Source organism: Intestinimonas timonensis (assembly GCF_900626145.1).
GTDB classification, from domain to species: Bacteria; Bacillota; Clostridia; order Oscillospirales; family Oscillospiraceae; genus Intestinimonas; species Intestinimonas aquisgranensis.
This window is the reverse complement of the sequence record NZ_LR130816.1, coordinates 734543-750320: the sequence shown is the minus strand read 5'-3', so window position 1 is coordinate 750320 and position 15778 is coordinate 734543. Positions and strand designations below refer to the sequence as shown.

General features: G+C 61.5%; 16 protein-coding genes, 1 tRNA gene and 1 pseudogene. 9 read left to right on the top strand and 9 right to left on the bottom strand.

Annotated features, from left to right (window positions below; translation table 11 throughout):
* Window position 1: 1 nt before the first annotated feature.
* A complete protein-coding gene (locus tag E0E29_RS03795; protein ID WP_130848704.1) occupies window positions 2–688 on the bottom strand; it encodes a response regulator transcription factor in 687 nt (228 codons plus the stop codon).
* A gap of 27 nt (window positions 689–715) precedes the next feature.
* Window positions 716–1075 (bottom strand): ComEA family DNA-binding protein, encoded by a 360-nt coding sequence (locus E0E29_RS03790; protein WP_242622361.1) that lies wholly within the window; start codon window positions 1073–1075, stop codon window positions 716–718.
* Window positions 1076–1222: 147 nt separating this feature from the next.
* On the opposite strand from E0E29_RS03790, the gene E0E29_RS03785 reads away from it, so the two are divergent.
* A complete protein-coding gene (locus tag E0E29_RS03785) occupies window positions 1223–2689 on the top strand; it encodes a D-alanyl-D-alanine carboxypeptidase family protein (RefSeq protein WP_242622360.1) in 1467 nt (488 codons plus the stop codon).
* A gap of 57 nt (window positions 2690–2746) precedes the next feature.
* On the opposite strand, the gene E0E29_RS03780 is transcribed toward E0E29_RS03785, so the two are convergent.
* From E0E29_RS03780 to E0E29_RS03770, 3 genes are all read right to left on the bottom strand, one after another.
* Window positions 2747–3766: a hypothetical protein gene (locus tag E0E29_RS03780; RefSeq protein ID WP_130848703.1), complete on the bottom strand. Its 1020-nt coding sequence runs from the start codon at window positions 3764–3766 to the stop codon at window positions 2747–2749.
* 134 nt (window positions 3767–3900) lie between these two features.
* Window positions 3901–4143 (bottom strand): TIGR03905 family TSCPD domain-containing protein, encoded by a 243-nt coding sequence (locus E0E29_RS03775; RefSeq protein WP_130848702.1) that lies wholly within the window; start codon window positions 4141–4143, stop codon window positions 3901–3903.
* Between the two features lie 54 nt (window positions 4144–4197).
* Window positions 4198–5079, bottom strand: a complete 882-nt coding sequence (locus E0E29_RS03770; RefSeq protein WP_242622359.1) for a LysR family transcriptional regulator — start codon at window positions 5077–5079, stop codon at window positions 4198–4200.
* 127 nt (window positions 5080–5206) lie between these two features.
* Between E0E29_RS03770 and E0E29_RS17990 the strand changes: the two genes are divergently transcribed.
* On the top strand, window positions 5207–5353 hold the full coding sequence (locus E0E29_RS17990; RefSeq protein ID WP_165449780.1) for a hypothetical protein: 147 nt from the start codon (window positions 5207–5209) through the stop codon (window positions 5351–5353).
* Between the two features lie 126 nt (window positions 5354–5479).
* On the opposite strand, the gene E0E29_RS03765 is transcribed toward E0E29_RS17990, so the two are convergent.
* Window positions 5480–5713 (bottom strand): hypothetical protein, encoded by a 234-nt coding sequence (locus E0E29_RS03765; RefSeq protein WP_130848700.1) that lies wholly within the window; start codon window positions 5711–5713, stop codon window positions 5480–5482.
* Between the two features lie 213 nt (window positions 5714–5926).
* On the opposite strand from E0E29_RS03765, the pseudogene E0E29_RS18605 reads away from it, so the two are divergent.
* Window positions 5927–6085 (top strand): annotated as a pseudogene (locus E0E29_RS18605) (helix-turn-helix domain-containing protein); the annotation flags it as partial.
* An 87-nt stretch (window positions 6086–6172) separates the two neighbouring features.
* On the opposite strand, the gene spo0A reads toward E0E29_RS18605, so the two are convergent.
* Both spo0A and spoIVB read right to left on the bottom strand, forming a co-directional pair.
* On the bottom strand, window positions 6173–6940 hold the full coding sequence (gene spo0A / locus E0E29_RS03755) for a sporulation transcription factor Spo0A (protein ID WP_130848699.1): 768 nt from the start codon (window positions 6938–6940) through the stop codon (window positions 6173–6175).
* Window positions 6941–7154: 214 nt separating this feature from the next.
* On the bottom strand, window positions 7155–8246 hold the full coding sequence (gene spoIVB, locus E0E29_RS03750) for a SpoIVB peptidase (RefSeq protein ID WP_130848698.1): 1092 nt from the start codon (window positions 8244–8246) through the stop codon (window positions 7155–7157).
* A 293-nt stretch (window positions 8247–8539) separates the two neighbouring features.
* Between spoIVB and E0E29_RS03745 the strand changes: the two genes are divergently transcribed.
* The 5 genes from E0E29_RS03745 to E0E29_RS03725 all read left to right on the top strand — a co-directional run bounded on the left by E0E29_RS03745 (window position 8540) and on the right by E0E29_RS03725 (window position 13018).
* Window positions 8540–9061, top strand: coding sequence for a DUF6512 family protein (locus E0E29_RS03745; protein WP_130848697.1), 522 nt, complete (start codon window positions 8540–8542; stop codon window positions 9059–9061).
* A 109-nt stretch (window positions 9062–9170) separates the two neighbouring features.
* Window positions 9171–9247, top strand: a tRNA-Arg gene (locus tag E0E29_RS03740).
* Window positions 9248–9590: 343 nt separating this feature from the next.
* Window positions 9591–10985 (top strand): asparagine--tRNA ligase, encoded by a 1395-nt coding sequence (asnS, locus tag E0E29_RS03735; RefSeq protein ID WP_130848696.1) that lies wholly within the window; start codon window positions 9591–9593, stop codon window positions 10983–10985.
* A 698-nt stretch (window positions 10986–11683) separates the two neighbouring features.
* Window positions 11684–12670 carry a PepSY domain-containing protein gene (locus E0E29_RS03730; protein ID WP_165449779.1) on the top strand — a complete coding sequence of 329 codons (987 nt, stop codon included), beginning with the start codon at window positions 11684–11686 and terminating at the stop codon, window positions 12668–12670.
* A 144-nt stretch (window positions 12671–12814) separates the two neighbouring features.
* On the top strand, window positions 12815–13018 hold the full coding sequence (locus E0E29_RS03725; protein ID WP_130848694.1) for a hypothetical protein: 204 nt from the start codon (window positions 12815–12817) through the stop codon (window positions 13016–13018).
* Window positions 13019–13310: 292 nt separating this feature from the next.
* On the opposite strand, the gene E0E29_RS03720 is transcribed toward E0E29_RS03725, so the two are convergent.
* A complete protein-coding gene (locus E0E29_RS03720) occupies window positions 13311–14303 on the bottom strand; it encodes a helix-turn-helix transcriptional regulator (protein ID WP_130848693.1) in 993 nt (330 codons plus the stop codon).
* 302 nt (window positions 14304–14605) lie between these two features.
* On the opposite strand from E0E29_RS03720, the gene E0E29_RS03715 reads away from it, so the two are divergent.
* Window positions 14606–15694 carry a dipeptide epimerase gene (locus tag E0E29_RS03715; protein ID WP_130848692.1) on the top strand — a complete coding sequence of 363 codons (1089 nt, stop codon included), beginning with the start codon at window positions 14606–14608 and terminating at the stop codon, window positions 15692–15694.
* Window positions 15695–15778: the final 84 nt, after the last annotated feature.

Here is a 15778-nt window from a genome sequence, read left to right as displayed (position 1 = left end):
GTCAGCTGTTTTTCAGGTAGTAGCCCACGCCCCACTTGGTGAGGATATACTCCGGGTTGGCCGGGTCCAGCTCCAGCTTTTCCCGGAGACGGCGGATGTGGACGTCCACGGTGCGGTACTCTCCGGCATACTCGTAGCCCCACACGATGTTGAGGAGGTTTTCCCGGGAGTAGACCCGGCCGGGGTTGCGCATGAGGAGCTCCATGAGGTCAAACTCCTTGGCAGTGAGGTCCACCGGGGTGCCGTCCCGGAAGGCGGAGCGCTCGTCGGTGTCCAGGACGATGTGGCCCTGGGAGAGCCGGGACGCCTTTTCCTTCTGGCTGGAGGTGCCGGAGCGGCGGAGCATGGCCCGGATACGGGCCTTGAGCTCCAGAATGTTGAAGGGCTTGGTCACATAGTCGTCGGCGCCGCACTCGAAGCCGATGATCTTGTCGGTGTCCTCGCTGCGGGCAGTGAGCATGATGACGGGCACGTTGGAGAACTCCCGGATGCGCATGCAGGCCTGGAGTCCGTCGATCTTGGGCATCATCAGGTCCAGGATGATGAGGTCGAAGCCGCCGTTCCGGGCCAGCTCCACCGCCTGTTCCCCGTCGTAGCCCACCTCCACCTGGTAGCCCTCGTTCTCCAGGTTGAATTTGATGCCCTTCACCAGTACCTTTTCGTCGTCTACCACCAGGATCTTTGCCATATTGTCCTCCTATTGACGGGCGGAGCCTCACTCCACCGTGATGTAGTCGATGAGCCCCTCCAGAATGCCCTCGCCGATGCCGGGTACCCGGGTCAGATCCTCCGGGATGCGGAAGGGGCCGTTGGCCTCCCGGTCGGCAATGATGTCGGCGGCCCGCTGCGCCCCGATGCCGGGCAGCGTGTCCAGTTCCCCGGCGGAGGCGGTGTTGATGTTCACCTTGTCCGGTGTGTCCTCCGCTGTCTCAGGGGCTGCCGTCTCGGAGGGCCGCGGGAGAGCCACGGTCTCCGCCGCGGGGGACAGGGCCTCCACCCGGTAGGGCTCCGCGCCGCTGCGGGCGCCCAGGAAGTAGCCCGCCGCCAGGAGCAGGAAGGCGGCGGTGCCGGCCAACAGGACTTTTTCCAGTGTGGAAATTTTTATGTCTACCCACCTCCAACCGATTGCGCCCGACGGTCGGGTCTGATATAATATGTGCCAAAGACATTGTGGCACAGTAGGTCACAAAAACGATTATAACATATTTGCTAGGAGTTTCCCATGAAAAAATATCGACGCAGCCTGCTTTCGCTCCTTTTGGCTCTGAGTCTGAGCCTTTCCCTGACCACCCCGTGGGCCCTGGCCTCCTCCGCGGCGCCGGAGGACACCGAGGCCCCTGTGGAGACCACGCCGCCGGGACCGGTGGTGGAGGAAAAGACGCCGGTGGAGAGCCAGCTCCTCAGCAACATGCACATTGAGGCCACCGCCGCCATCCTGGTGGACGCCGCCACCGGCACCGTGCTCTACGAGCAGGATGCCCATGAGCAGCGCTACCCCGCCAGTATCACCAAGGTGATGACCACCCTGCTGGCCATCGAGGCCATCGACCGGGGAGAGCTCTCTCTGGACCAGGTCATCACCGTGGGGGATGAGGTGAACCGGGACGTGGGGGACGGCAGCTCCACCCAGGACATCAAGCCCGGGGAGCAGCTCACCCTGCAGGATGTGCTCTACTGTGCCCTGATCGCCTCGGCCAATGAGGCCTGCAACGTGCTGGCCCAGGTGGTGAGCGGCAGTGTGGACAGCTTTGTGGAGCTGATGAACCAGCGGGCCAAGGAGCTGGGCATGGAGGACACCCACTTCGTCAACACCCACGGCTACCACGACCCGGACCACTACACCACCGCCTATGACATCTCCCTCATGTGCATGGAGGCCATGAAGCACGAGACCTTCCGCACCATCGTCACCTCCAAGAGCTATACCGTCCCGGCCACCAACATGCACGAGGCCCGGGAGCTCCACGAGACCAACGCCCTGGTGTCCACCTGGCGGATCACGGGCTACTACTACCAGTACGCCACCGGCATCAAGACCGGCTCCACCCCGGAGGCGGGCTACTGCCTGGCCTCCTCCGCCAGCAAGGACGGAGTGGACCTCATCGCCGTGGTGCTGGGGGCGGAGAACCCCAAGAATGAGGACGGCTCCACCAACCGGCTCCAGTTCTCCGAGTCCAGCCGCCTGCTGGACTGGGGCTTCAACAGCTTCTCCACCAAGACCCTGCTGGACTCCACCTACTTTGCCGGTACCATCCCGGTGAGACTCTCTCGGGAGACCGACCGCATCGGCGTCCAGGCCACCGGCGAGCTGGAGGCCATCCTGCCCAACGACCTGGACCCCGCCGACTTCCAGCTCACCCCCGTCTATGATACCGAGAGCCTGGACGCCCCGGTGACCAAAGGACAGGTGGTGGGCCACGTCACCGCCTCCAACGGCGACACGGTGTATGGCCAGCTGGACCTGGTGGCGGTGGACGACGTGTCCCGCTCCGAGCTCCTCTACCGCCTGGACCAGATCGAGACCTTCTTCAGTCAGCTCTGGGTGCGGGTGGTGCTCATCGTGCTGGCGGTGCTCATTGTGGTGCTGCTGCTGCGCTGGCTCCTCTTCGGACGCCGCCGCCGCTACGGTGGCAGCCACCGCCGGGCCTACCGCGGCAGCCATTACAGCGGCCGCCGCAGAAGAAGATAAAAACACAAAAAACAGCCCCTCCGGCCAATGCCGGAGGGGCTGTTTTGCTTTCATGGATCAGTCGGGCTGGATGTAAATGACCACCTCGTCGCTGTTGTAGCGCTGGGGCAGGTCAAAGGTGTGGTAATTCTCCGGGATGTGGATTACGTCGTAGGAGACCAGATAGCCGTAGCCCACATAGAAGAACTGTCTGCCGCCGTAAGTGTCCCGGTACTCGCCCTTGAAGCCGCACTCCTCCAGCACTGCTTCGTAGTCGGTAAAGAAGAAGGGGTCGATGGAGGGCGGGAAGGCGCCGCCGGTGGCCTCCTGAGCCTCGGGGCCGCTGTAATGGAAGGTAATCATGTCGGCGGTGAGCGCCTCGGCGGCGTCGATGGTCGCCTGCCACTCGCCGGGCAGACGGATGTCGCTGTCATCCTCGGGCAGAGGCTCGATGCCGTAGAGGGCACCGAAGTCGGGAACGGGCAGGCCGTCATAGAGGACGTAGTCGGTGTCGGGCATGTCGGGCTCGGGCTCCTGGACGCCCAGTTCGTTGAAGACCGTCACATAGGCGGGATAGATCGTCTGGGCATCCGCACGGGTGAAGGTGCTGCCGTCGTAGACAAAGCAGTCATAGGGGAAGGTGAGGTTGGCGTTGAAGGTGCGGGTGGCGGTGGTATTGGAATAGACCTCATGGAGATAGAACGGCTCGCCGCTGCTGTCGTTCATGTAGCAGTCGCCGAACTTGAGATTCAGAGTGACTTCGCAGATATTGGAGTCGCCGTTATAGGGCGCAGAGGTCATGGTAAAGGTGCCGGTGAGATAGTAGTAGGTGTCGTTCTTCAGACGGTGGACTGCATAAATAAATTGATCTCCGTTGAAGGTCCACTCCTCCTCGTTGTCGAACTGGAAGCTGGAGACGATGCTGGTGGTGGAGGGGTCCCGGTGGGCGTACCACACGCCCTGGAGGTCGTCGGCGGTGAGCATGCCGTCAAACTTCTTGGTGGAGGCGGAGACGCTGGGGGCGCTGGGCGCGGCGGTGAGAGGGACAGGATGCGTTTTTTCATGGTTTGGACTCCTCCTCTTTGTGGAAATGAACACAGAAGCGCTGCCTAAAGTTTACCACGAATGGACGTTTAAACCAATATGCTGGCTGCATAGTATTTTGCGATATGGGCAAAGAAAAAGACCGCCTTCCGGCGGTCTTTCAGCGAGGTACAAAGCAATGGCATTTTTTAGATGCTCTGCTTGAGGGCCTGGGCCAGCTGGTCGGGGCAGGAGGTGGGCTTAAAGCCGCAGCGGATGCCATCCAGCCGGGAAATGACGTCCTCCACCTTCATGCCGGCCACCAGCTTGGAGAGGCCCTGGAGGTTGCCGTTACAGCCGCCGGTCACCTGGAGGGACTTTACCACGCCGTCCTCCACTTCGATGAGCATGCGGCTGGAGCAGGTGCCCTTGGTCTTATAATCGATGGTCATGAAAACATCTCCTTTGCACAGTGCCTATTATGATATAACAAGGGACGTCCCCTGTCAAATCTCTCCTGCGGCCAGGGTCTCCACCACGTGGGAGAGGAAGCGGGCGGTGGCGGGAGAGGCGGTCTCGCGGTCCCGGACGGCCAGGCCGATGTCCCGGAACTGGGGCGGGTCCAGGGGCTTGACCACCACATGATAGGGGGTGCGCCGGAGGACCAGCTCGGTGAGCACGCTCACCCCAAGGCCGCTCTCCACCATGGAGATGGCGGCGTAGTCGTCGTTGACCAGGTACTGGAGATTGGGCTTTACGCCGCAGTGCTCAAAGATCTGGATGACTTCCCGATCCCGATCATCCTCCAGCTTGATGTAAGGGTCCTGAGCGAACCGGTCAATGGGGTAGCATTCCGCTCCGGCCAGGGGGTGGTCGGCAGGGAGCACCGCCATGTGCCGGTCCCGGCGGAGAAAGACCGTGTCCAGGTCCAGGGCGCAGGGCAGAGAGATGAAGCCGCAGTCCACGTGGCCTGAGGCCACCCAGTCCTCAATCTCCCGGTATTCGATGTGGGTGAGGATCTCAAAGCGGATGGCGGGGTACTTTTCCAGAAAGGACTTCATGAGCCGTGGCAGCCAGTGGACCGAGATGCTGTTGAAGGTGCCCACCCGGATGGTGCCCCGGGTGAGGCCGTGCAGCTCGGCTACCTCCTCCTGAAGCTCCCGCTCTGCGTTGCACACCGCCCGCAGGCCGGGCAGCAGCGCCTCCCCGGCGGCGGTGAGGGCCACGCCCGACCGACCGCGGATGAGGAGCGCCACCCCCCACTCCTGCTCCAGGTCGGAGATGATACGGCTCACCGCACTCTGTGTGTAGCCCAGATCCTCCGCCGCGCGGGTGATGCTGCCCAGCTCCGCCGTCCGCAGCAGCGCCCGGTATTTTCCCGTTTCCATCGGCACCATCCATTCTGTTTTGGAATGTGAGGCATGCAAAAGAGTCGTTTGCGTAATGTCTAATGCCATTGTATAATAAGGTCACAAGGAAGGCAAGAGCCAGTTTCCGGGAAAGGAGTAGAGAACAATGAAAAAAATGATGCGTATGGTCGAGGCACGTGAGGAAAAGCTGCTGCAAAAGGATCTGTACTCCTTGGGTGCGCGGAAGAACTATTGGAAGGGGAGCCCCTGGCGCGCCGTCGGGGAGATGTTCCACAACGAGGGCCGGCATTGAGCCGCACCTGAGCTGCACTTCCCAACCTCCATATATTGTGCCGAGCATGGAAAGGCCCGCCGCTTACGCGGCGGGCCTTTCCATATTTGCATATCATTTCATTGTGATGTGCGGCGGGGGATGCCGTCACAGGTCGGCGGCGCACTGGGCCAGCAGCGTTCGGAGCTCCTGGACCGAGGCGGAGGGTGGGGTCCAGCCCAACAGGTAGCTGACCGCTTCCTGCCACTGCTCAAGGGGGTAGGCGTCTGCGGGAAGGTCCAGTGCCTCCTGAAGGGCCTGCCGCCGGAATTTGTCTGTATGCAGGTCAGATAGATACAGGCAGCCCAGGTGTTTTTGAAGGGTTTCCAATAAAGTAAGCATAGCTGCCTCCGGTTTCGACAGATTTCTCTCTCTCGCTCATAATAACATATTCTTCGCTGACAGTAAATAATAAGTTTCTGATAGTCGGCAACAATCCACAACGATTTACGGTAGGATAATATCGGGGTGGGCATATTGCACGAGGAATACAGAGAGCGCTACCGGCTCCTGGGGCTGCGCATCGCTTACTATTGAAAGTGTAAAGGCTACACGCAGGAGCAGTTTGCCGAGCGGATCGGCAAGAGCTGGTCTTTCATCAGTCGGGTAGAGGCCAACAACGGTGCCATTGTAAAAGGCATCTCTCTGGACACCCTGTTCTGCATCTCGGATGTGTTGGAGGTGCCGGTGAGCAAGTTTCTGGAGGAGCTTTAGTTTGTCTCCGGGCTGAAAAAGGACAGAGGGCGGGGGTGCGGCCACAGGCCGCGCCCCCGCCCTCTGTGAGGTTTTATGGATAAAGATTCAGTTTTCCCGGCGCTGGAGCTGGAGCCGGTCGGCGATCATAGCGATGAACTCCGAGTTGGTGGGCTTGCCCTTGGCATTGCTGACTGTGTATCCGAAGTACTTTTGCAGGGTCTCCAGGTCACCCCGGTCCCAGGCCACCTCAATGGCGTGGCGGATGGCACGCTCCACCCGGGAGGCGGTGGTGTTGAAGTGCTTGGCCACCTCCGGGTAGAGGATCTTGGTCACGGCGTTGATGACCTCCATATTTTCCACCGTCATGATAATGGCGTAGCGCAGGTACTGGTAGCCTTTGATGTGGGCGGGTACGCCGATCTCGTGGATGATGGCGGTGACCGAGCTCTCCAGGTTCTGGCGCATGCGGGCGGAGCGCTCCGCTGGGTCCTCCTCAGTCTTGGCGGCGCCGGAGAGCAGCCGCACCCGGTCCACCACCGAGGAGAGCTTGCAGGGCTTCATCTGGCAGTAGCTGGCTCCCTTGGCCAGAGCCGCCTCCGCCATGTTCCCGCGCACCTGGGCCGAGAGCACCAGAACCGGCGGCTTCTCCGTGCTGTTCAGGGCGTCCAGCACGTCCAGACCGTCCATCTGCGTCAGCATCAGGTCCATGACCAAAAGGTCCGGGGACAGACGGCGGCACAGCTCCACCGCCTCCTCCCCGTCGCCGGTCTCTCCCACGATCTCAAAGTCAGGCTCGTTCAGCAGGGTCTCCCGCAGCAGGTCCCGGAAGACGTCGTCCGCGTCGGCCAAAAGAATGCGCTTTTTGCTGTCCATGTGCAAATTCCCCTTCCACAGAGGCGCGGCGGCCCCTGCCTTTGTTCCGTAACCATAATTTACCACAAATTGACAGCGGACGCAACCCTGTTTTACCAGTAAATGCCAAATTTCTTTCGACTTTTTTTGCCGTCTAACTGAGAGCGGTCTTAAAAAGTGCTGGCCGGGGCGGTCAATGACCGTCCCGGCCAGCACTTTGGGTGCTGAAAGGGGCTTATACGCTGGACTGAGCGGTGTTCAGCATGGTCTCGGCCAGAATACCGTAACCCTGGGTGGGGTCATTGACCAGCACGTGGGTGACGGCACCCACCAGCCGCCCGTCCTGAAGGATGGGAGAGCCGGACATGCCCTGGACGATGCCGCCGGTGGCCTCCAGCAGCTCGGGATCGGTGACCTTCACCATCAGATCCCGGGTGTCGTGGCTGCCCTCGGGGAAGACCCGGACGATCTCCACATCGTAGGATTTGACCTCGTCTCCGTCGATGTTGGAGAGGATGGTGGCGGGGCCCACCTTCACCTGGCTCCGGAGGGCGGTGGGGATGGACTCGCCGGTGGGGACCAGGGAGGTGTCCTCCAGCGTGCCGAAGATACCGCCGGGGGTGTTTGCCCACAGCTCACCCAGGTCCCGGTCGGTCTGGAAGGTGCCGTGGAGCTCGCCGGGGTCGCCGGCGGCCCCCTTCTTCACGTCGGAGACGGAGGCGGACAGAATGGCCCCCGACTCCAGAGGCATGAGGAGAGCGGTGTCCACATCGTTGATGCCGTGCCCCAGGGCGCCGAAGAGCCCGGTGGAGGGCTCATAGAAGGTCATGGTGCCGATACCGGCCATGGAGTCCCGGATCCACGCCCCCAGACGGTAGGTGCCGTCGGTGCAGGCGGTGGCCTGGGCGGTGAACTGCACCTGCTCCTCGTCCCGGATGGCGCGGATGCTCATTTGATCTCCCTCCAGCTTCTGGAGCACCGCCCGGACCTCCTCAATGGTGTCCACCTGGGTGTTGTTGATGTGGGTGATGATGTCGCCCTGGCGGAGCCCGCAGGAGCGGGCCGGGGAGCACTCCCCTGCCTGGCCGGTCACGTCGGAAAGCCCTACCACCAGCACGCCGTCAGAAAAGAGCTTGATACCCACCGCACGTCCCATGGGGATCACCATGTGGGCGCCCTCCGCGGCTGCCATGGCGGGCAGGGCCTCCGCCGCGGCCGGCCGGACGCTCAGCCCCAGCAGCGTCATGGCAATGGCCGCCACCAAAACCAGGCTCCGCAGCAGCAGAAGGGCGCCGGTCCATGGCCGCCCCTGCTCTTCTTCTCTCATAAAACCACCCCTTTTGCAAAAAATAACGCCGACGGCGATCAAAAAACAGCCGTCAGAGCTAATATGGCCGCCATGGACGGGAAAAACGCCGCCCCGGGACTGGCAATGAAACACACCTTTGGCATGGGAAGAGGTGGAAAGCACCGAATGACGGGGGACGGCGGCGGCGGCCACGGCGGTTTTTACCGGTTTTTCAGAAAAAAGGCGGACGGGTTCATAAACGGGCTTTGGGCGCATACCATATCTCAGAAGGCCGTCCCACCCCGGGCGGCTGCGGGAGGGAGAGATGGCATATGCCCAAGCTGTCGAGGGGACTGCTGGTGACCTTTGTGGTGACCACGCTGGCGGGCGCCTGTCTGCATTTTTTGTATACGCTGCTGCCCAATCCGGTGACGGCGGTGCTCTCGCCGGTGAATGAGAGCCTGTGGGAGCACCTGAAGATCCTGATCTGGCCCTATCTGGCCGCCATGTTCCTGCGCACCAGAAACGGCCCGCCGGGGTGCCGTACTCCCTGGCTGCTGACGGCGCTGGTGCTCTCGGCGGCCATGCTGGGCTTCGGCTGTCTCTACCATATGACCATGGGCGGCGAGGCTCTGGCGGTGGACATCGGGCTCTATGTGGTGCTCATGGCGGTGGGCTTCCTGCTGCCGGAGCTCCTCTCCGATGCCTCAGAACACCCATTTTTGGGTACAATGTCGGTCCTGGCCGTGCTGGCCCTGGCCGCGGCCATGATTCTTTTCACCTTTTTGCCCCCGGATCACCCCCTGTTTCTGGACCTCTCCGGCGTTAACACCTGGAGCACCATTCCATACTGACAACGCCCGCCGGAAAAAGACGCTCGCCTTGTTTTTTGCAAAAATACCCCTTTACAAACAAGGAAAAGGTTGTTATAATAACTAGGCACTTAAAAGGGTGCACAGGTACGCGCCTGTAGCGCAATTGGATAGAGCGTCAGATTCCGGTTCTGAAGGCTGGGGGTTCGAGTCCCTTCAGGCGTACCACGTCGGAGCAAGCTTTATATCGCTTGCTCCGACTTTTTTTCAAAAGTCAGAGCGCGCTCATGCCGCTGCTCCTCCTTTCCAAATCGAACCCGCTTCGCTGGGCTTCGATTTGGTTTTGGGTGCAGCCTTGTGAGGCAGTGCGTTTTACATCAGTGCCAATCCGAAATAAGGGGCAGCTGCGAAAGCAGCTGCCTTTTGTTCTGTTCCCAGCCGCCGGAGGCGGACTTTTCTTTTGGTTTTGACCGCGGAAAACGGCCTGCGCACTTGCGGCTTTGCGTCCCAGGAGTTATAATATAAGGTACTGTGTAATACCACTAATGACGCTGAGAGGGGAATCAACCCAATGGAACGCACAAAGATCGCACAGATTTTCGCCGACCAGGAGCGCTTCGGCGGCCAGAAGGTCACCGTCTGTGGCTGGGCCCGGACCATCCGCGATATGAAGACCTTTGGCTTCATCGAGCTCAACGACGGCTCCTGCTTCAAGAACCTTCAGGTGGTCATGGACGCCAACTCCCTGGCCAATTATAAGGAGATCGCCGGACAGAACGTGGGCACCGCCCTGTCGGTCACCGGCACCGTGGTCCTGACCCCGGAGGCCAAGCAGCCCCTGGAGATCAAGGCCGCCGCCATCGCCGTGGAGGGTCCCTCCACCCCCGACTACCCCCTGCAGAAGAAGCGCCACACCGTGGAGTACCTGCGGACCATCCAGCACCTGCGTCCCCGGACCAATCTGCTCTCCGCCACCTTCCGGGTGCGGAGCGTGGCCGCCTACGCCATCCACACCTTCTTCCAGAACCGGGGCTTCGTCTACGTCCACACCCCCATCATCACCGCCTCCGACTGCGAGGGCGCCGGTGAGATGTTCCGGGTGACCACTCTGGACCTGGAGAACGTGCCCAAGAACCCCGACGGCACCGTGGATTACAGCCAGGACTTCTTCGGCAAGAGCGCCAACCTCACCGTGTCCGGCCAGCTCAACGCAGAGAACTTCGCCATGGCCTTCGGTGATGTCTACACCTTCGGTCCCACTTTCCGGGCGGAGAAGTCCAACACCACCCGCCACGCCGCCGAGTTCTGGATGATTGAGCCTGAGATGGCCTTCTGTGACCTGAAGGGCGATATGGACGTGGCCGAGGCCATGATCAAGTTCATCATCACCACCGTGCTGGAGCAGTGCCCCGACGAGATCAACTTCTTCAACTCCTTCGTGGACAAGGGCCTGAAGGAGCGGCTGGAGCACGTGGCCTCCTCCGACTTTGGCCGGGTGAGCTACACCGAGGCGGTGGAAATCCTCAAGAAGAACAACGACAAGTTCGACTACAAGGTGGACTGGGGCAGCGACCTCCAGACCGAGCACGAGCGCTACCTCACCGAGCAGGTCTACAAGAAGCCTGTCTTCGTCACCGACTACCCCAAGGACATCAAGGCCTTCTACATGCGCCTCAACGACGACGGCAAGACCGTGGCCGCCGCCGACTGCCTGGTGCCCGGCATCGGCGAGATCATCGGCGGATCCCAGCGTGAGGAGCGGCTGGATGTGCTGGAGAACCGCATCAAGGAGCTGGGCATGGACCCCAAGGACTACTGGTGGTACCTGGACCTGCGCCGCTACGGCGGGTGCAAGCATGCCGGCTTCGGTCTGGGCTTCGAGCGGATGGTCATGTACCTCACCGGCGTGGGCAACATCCGCGACGTCCTGCCCCATCCCAGAACGGTGGGCAGCGCCGACTTCTAAAGAGAAGAAATACGCGCCGGACCGGCAGAGCCCGCCCCGGGCAGGACGTCGGGGGCCCCATCGGAGATGGGGCGGCGCGTCAGCGCCGTACAAGGACCTGTGCTGTTGGCACGGGACCTTGCCGCAGGCGGGATTCACTCCCGCCGAGGAAGTGAAGTCCAAAGGGGTCCCCGGACGATGGGACATCGTCTGGGGCCTGCCCCATCCCAGAACGGTGGGCAGCGCCGACTTCTAAAGAGAAGAAATACGCGCCGGACCGGCAGAGCCCGCCCCGGGCAGGACGTCGGGGGCCCCATCGGAGATGGGGCGGCGCGTCAGCGCCGTACAAGGACCTGTGCTGTTGGCACGGGACCTTGCCGCAGGCGGGATTCACTCCCGCCGAGGAAGTGAAGTCCAAAGGGGTCCCCGGACGATGGGACATCGTCTGGGGCCTGCCCCATCCCAGAACGGTGGGCAGCGCCGACTTCTAAAATCAAATCAGGAATGTGACCAGAGAGGCTCGCCCGAATGGGCGGGCCTCTTTTTGTTTAGGGGCGACCGGGGGACGCCTCTAAAAATTTTTCAAAAAATTTTTTGTACCCCTGCGATAAAACCGGGACGCCGTCCGTTATAGAGGCAGAAAGGGACGAGAACCGGCGGGCCGGACGGTCCGCGGAGCGTCAATAAAACGTATTTTACTTTACAAGGAGGAAATGACAATGAAGAATCAGAACAGATGGAAAGATATGCTGGCCGGCGCCCTGGTGGTGACCGCTGTGGCCGGTCTGGCCGTGCCCGCTCTGGCCGCCACCGGCAGCCGCAACGTGCGGGTGGACTACTCCGATATCAAGCTGGTCATCAACGGCGAGACCGTCACCCCCAAGGATGGAGACGGCAACGTGGTGGAGCCCTTCACCATCGACGGCACCACCTACCTCCCCGTCCGGGCGGTGGCCAACGCTCTGGGCATGGACGTGAGCTGGAACGGCAATACCAACACCGTTACCCTCACCGGCGGTGTGGACGATGTGAGCGGCGACTACATTGGCAAAGCCAAGGCCAAGGAGGTCGCTCTGGACCACGCCGGCCTCACTTACAGTGACGTGTCCTTCGTCCGGGTGGAGCTGGACTGGGACGACGGCCAGCCCCAGTATGAGGTGGAGTTCTACGCCGGAAACAAGGAGTATGACTACGAGATCAACGCCAAGACCGGCAAGATCACCAGTGTGGATTTTGACATCGAGAACTTTACCGTCCCCTCTGGCGACACCGGAGACTATATTGGTGAGACCAAGGCCAAGGAGATCGCCCTGGACCACGCCGGCGTCTCCAGCAGCGCTGCCACCTTCGTCCAGGTGAAGCTGGACTGGGACGACGGCCGTCCCGAGTATGAGGTGGAGTTCTACACCAACGGCAAGGAGTACGACTACGAGATCGATGCCATCACCGGCGACGTCCGCAGCTATGACTACGACGCCGAGTACTATGCCCCCTCTACCAGCACCGGCACCAGCATCACCGAGTCCCAGGCCAAGGCCATTGTGCAGGACCGGGCCGGTTCCACCTCTGGCACTTTCCGGGAGTTCAAGCTGGACCGGGACGACGGCCGGTCCGTGTACGAGGGCGAGTACCGTGTGGGCTGGACCGAGTACGACTTTGAGATCGACGCCTCTACCGGCACCGTGCTGGAGTGGAGCGTGGACTAAGACCGCACAGGAAAACGGAAATTGTGGAAGAACCGGGAGGGTCCCGACGATCAAACGGCGGGACTCTCCCGGTTTTTTCGCATGCGGGCCGGCTTTTGCACATAGGCTGTGGAAGAATGCCCTATGCGGAAAGGAGAAGCGAACATGTGCACAGCAGATGTGGAAACGGCTGCCATCGGGCTTTTGAGCCGGGTGGTGGTCCGGGGCAGGACCTCTGTGGGGTGCCGTCCGGTGGTATCCCCGGAGGGAAAGGTCATCGAGCGGGGGGAGAGCGGACTCTTTCGGGTCCTCTTCCCGGACGGCAGCCGCCAGTGGTATTGGCCGGAGGAGCTGAAGGCGGCGCAATAAAGGGCGGGCGCTCCCACCTGAGCCTGTCGACAATGTCGACAGGCTCTCTCAAAAATGCAAGCATTTTTTCGAAGAGATACAGACTGCTGCGTCGCACTCGCTGCGCTCGCACGCTTGCAGGCTGAGTAGTGTTTTTTCCGACGCACATGTCGCCGGAAAAAACAGATCGAACTTGATTCCGTCGTCTGCGGACGACGGAACTCTGCGAGGCTCTTGTGCAAAATCTAAGGCATTTCCTATTTTTCTACAACAAAGGGCGGGCACTCCCACCGGGAGCGCCCGCCCTTTTTGTCTATTGTCCCTGCCCCAGAGCGGCCCGGAGCCGCTGCCGGTAGTCCTCCACCGCCCAGTCGGGACTGGTGAGGGTCACCTCTTCCCCCAGGCCGAAGAGCCAGCCGTAAAACTGGGGGGAGACCACCGCGTCCACAGTGAGGGTGAAGTGGTCGGGGCCGTCGGGGACCAGAATGACCTCCTGGCCGAACCGGTCCAGCATGACCCCCACCATGCTGTTGGCGCAGCGCAGGCGCACCTTGCCTTCCCGGCCGCTGAACATGCCGAAGTGCTTGGCGGCATAGGCCGCCATGTCGAAGCTGGAGCGGTCCAGGTCCTCCCCCTCCTCCAGCTTCAAGCAGGTGACGGCCAGCTCCGCCATCTTGTCCACCCGGTAGTGGCGCACCTCCTTCTTGGTGCCGTCCCAGCCCACCAGGTAATAATTTTCGCTGTTCCAGATGAGCCCGTGGGGAAAGACCGTGTACCGCCGGCCGCTCCGGCGAAAGACCTTCTGCTTTGTTACGTCGTAATCAAAGTAGCGGAAGGTCACGGCCTTTCCGGCGGCCAGGGCGGTGTGGAGCTTGTCAATGGAGTAGTAGACGCTCTCGTTCATGGTCTTGACCCGCCGGTCCACATAGACCTGCCGCTGGAGCTGCCGGGCCTGGTGGACGCTGGTGAGGCCCTCCAGCTTGCGGATGAGGTCGTCACTTTTCCGTTTGGTGATGAATTTGCAGGACTGCACCGCATCCACCAGCAGTTTGAGCTCCGGGAGCTGGAAGGCCCTGTCCCCCACGAACCAGCCCGGGTCCTTTCCCTTTCGGCTCTGGACGTCCAGGCCGGTCTGCCGCAGCACCTCCATATCGTTGTAGATGCTCTTGCGCTCCGCCGGGATCCCCTGGGCCGCCAGGGTGTCGATGAGAGACTGGGTGGTCATGGAATGCTCCTCATCCGTCTGTTCCAGCAGCACTTTCTGGAGCACCAGCAGCTTCTGTTTTTGTCCTGCGCCTCTGGCCATCGGACATCGCCTCCTCTCTGTCTCTTCATCTTACCAGAAATAAAGTCCTAAAAAAAGGACTTTTATAAAACTTGGAAGAAAATTGTTTTTGGGGCGTGCTGCCCAACAATGCAGCTTTGCCAAGTAAAAATTGCATGTGCCGGGAGCTGAGAAGGGGCGGGCAGGCGGACTGCGGCCAGTTTGTCTCTTTACAAGCCGGGAAAGACATGGTACAATTCACCTAAGTGAAGTCCTAGAGTGAAACAAATTTTCAGACTATGAAACTTGGAAATTTTGAAATTTCATTTCAGGGGGTATGACCCATGGTGATTCAGGATATTCGAACCGGGCGCATTTCCCTTCCGCTGCGCCACCCCTTCAAGACGGCTCTGCGCACCGTCACCCATCTGGAGGACGTGGTTGTCATGGTGGTGGCTGACGACGGCCAGGTGGGCTACGGCGAGGCGCCTCCCACCGCTGTCATCACCGGCGACACCATGGGCTCCGTGGAGTGCGCCGTCCGGGATTTCATCCGCCCCGCCCTGGTGGGGATGGAGGTGGAGGATTTGGACGGGGTGATGAAAAAGCTCCAGGCCTGCATGGTAAAGAACACCACCGCCAAGGCGGCGGTGGACATGGCAATCTACGATCTCTGGGGTAAGCGGTACGGCATCCCGGTGTGGCGGGCCCTGGGCGGCGCCCAGCGGGAGCTGGAGACCGATCTCACCATCTCGGTGAATCCGGTGGAGGAGATGGTGCGGGATAGCCTGGAGGCGGTGGAGCGCGGTTACCGCATCCTGAAAATTAAGGTGGGCAAGGACCCCAAGGCCGATGTGGAACGGATGGCCGCCATCCGGGAAGCGGTGGGCCCCGACGTGAAGCTCCGTGTGGACGCCAACCAGGGCTGGCGGGCCAAGGAGGCGGTGGCCATCATCTCGGCCATGGAGGACAAGGGACTGGACATCGACCTGGTGGAGCAGCCCGTGCCCGCCCACGATCTGGAGGGCATGGTCTATGTGACCAGCCGGGTGCAGACCCCCATTCTGGCCGACGAGTCGGTCTTCTCCCCCGCCGACGCGGTGGAGATCATCCGCCGGGGGGCCGCCGACCTCATCAACATCAAGCTCATGAAGACCGGCGGTATCTGGCAGGCCCTGAAGATCTGCGATGTGGCCGAGATCTACGGCGTGGAGTGTATGATCGGCTGTATGCTGGAGTCCCGGCTCTCTGTGGCCGCGGCCGCCCACCTGGCGGCGGGCCGGAGCGTCATCACCCGCTGCGACCTGGACGGCCCCTCCCTGTGTGCCGAGGACCCCTTCACCGGCGGGCCGGTCTTCGACGAGGCCGTCATCCGCATGAGCGACGATCCCGGCATCGGCGTGACCAATATCCCCTGTAAAGACTGGCAGTAAGCCAGACCGGCAAGACCCCTTTCTCCCGCATCAGCGCCGCGTGGGCGGCTTTTGATGGACCCCGCGGGCGGACGAACCGCCCAA

What these genes read in the sequence shown, in the direction of transcription:
- E0E29_RS03775 (WP_130848702.1), bottom strand. Translation starts at nt 4,143, where the DNA reads ATGACCATCGATTATAAGACCAAGGGCACCTGCTCCAGCCGCATGCTC.
- E0E29_RS03720 (WP_130848693.1), bottom strand. Translation starts at nt 14,303, where the DNA reads ATGGCCAGAGGCGCAGGACAAAAACAGAAGCTGCTGGTGCTCCAGAAA.
- E0E29_RS03745 (WP_130848697.1), top strand. Translation starts at nt 8,540, where the DNA reads ATGCCCAAGCTGTCGAGGGGACTGCTGGTGACCTTTGTGGTGACCACG.
- asnS (WP_130848696.1), top strand. Translation starts at nt 9,591, where the DNA reads ATGGAACGCACAAAGATCGCACAGATTTTCGCCGACCAGGAGCGCTTC.
- E0E29_RS03730 (WP_165449779.1), top strand. Translation starts at nt 11,684, where the DNA reads ATGAAGAATCAGAACAGATGGAAAGATATGCTGGCCGGCGCCCTGGTG.
- spoIVB (WP_130848698.1), bottom strand. Translation starts at nt 8,246, where the DNA reads ATGAGAGAAGAAGAGCAGGGGCGGCCATGGACCGGCGCCCTTCTGCTG.
- E0E29_RS03770 (WP_242622359.1), bottom strand. Translation starts at nt 5,079, where the DNA reads ATGGAAACGGGAAAATACCGGGCGCTGCTGCGGACGGCGGAGCTGGGC.
- E0E29_RS03765 (WP_130848700.1), bottom strand. Translation starts at nt 5,713, where the DNA reads ATGCTTACTTTATTGGAAACCCTTCAAAAACACCTGGGCTGCCTGTAT.
- E0E29_RS03785 (WP_242622360.1), top strand. Translation starts at nt 1,223, where the DNA reads ATGAAAAAATATCGACGCAGCCTGCTTTCGCTCCTTTTGGCTCTGAGT.
- E0E29_RS03715 (WP_130848692.1), top strand. Translation starts at nt 14,606, where the DNA reads ATGGTGATTCAGGATATTCGAACCGGGCGCATTTCCCTTCCGCTGCGC.
- spo0A (WP_130848699.1), bottom strand. Translation starts at nt 6,940, where the DNA reads ATGGACAGCAAAAAGCGCATTCTTTTGGCCGACGCGGACGACGTCTTC.
- E0E29_RS17990 (WP_165449780.1), top strand. Translation starts at nt 5,207, where the DNA reads ATGAAAAAAATGATGCGTATGGTCGAGGCACGTGAGGAAAAGCTGCTG.
- E0E29_RS03725 (WP_130848694.1), top strand. Translation starts at nt 12,815, where the DNA reads ATGTGCACAGCAGATGTGGAAACGGCTGCCATCGGGCTTTTGAGCCGG.
- E0E29_RS03795 (WP_130848704.1), bottom strand. Translation starts at nt 688, where the DNA reads ATGGCAAAGATCCTGGTGGTAGACGACGAAAAGGTACTGGTGAAGGGC.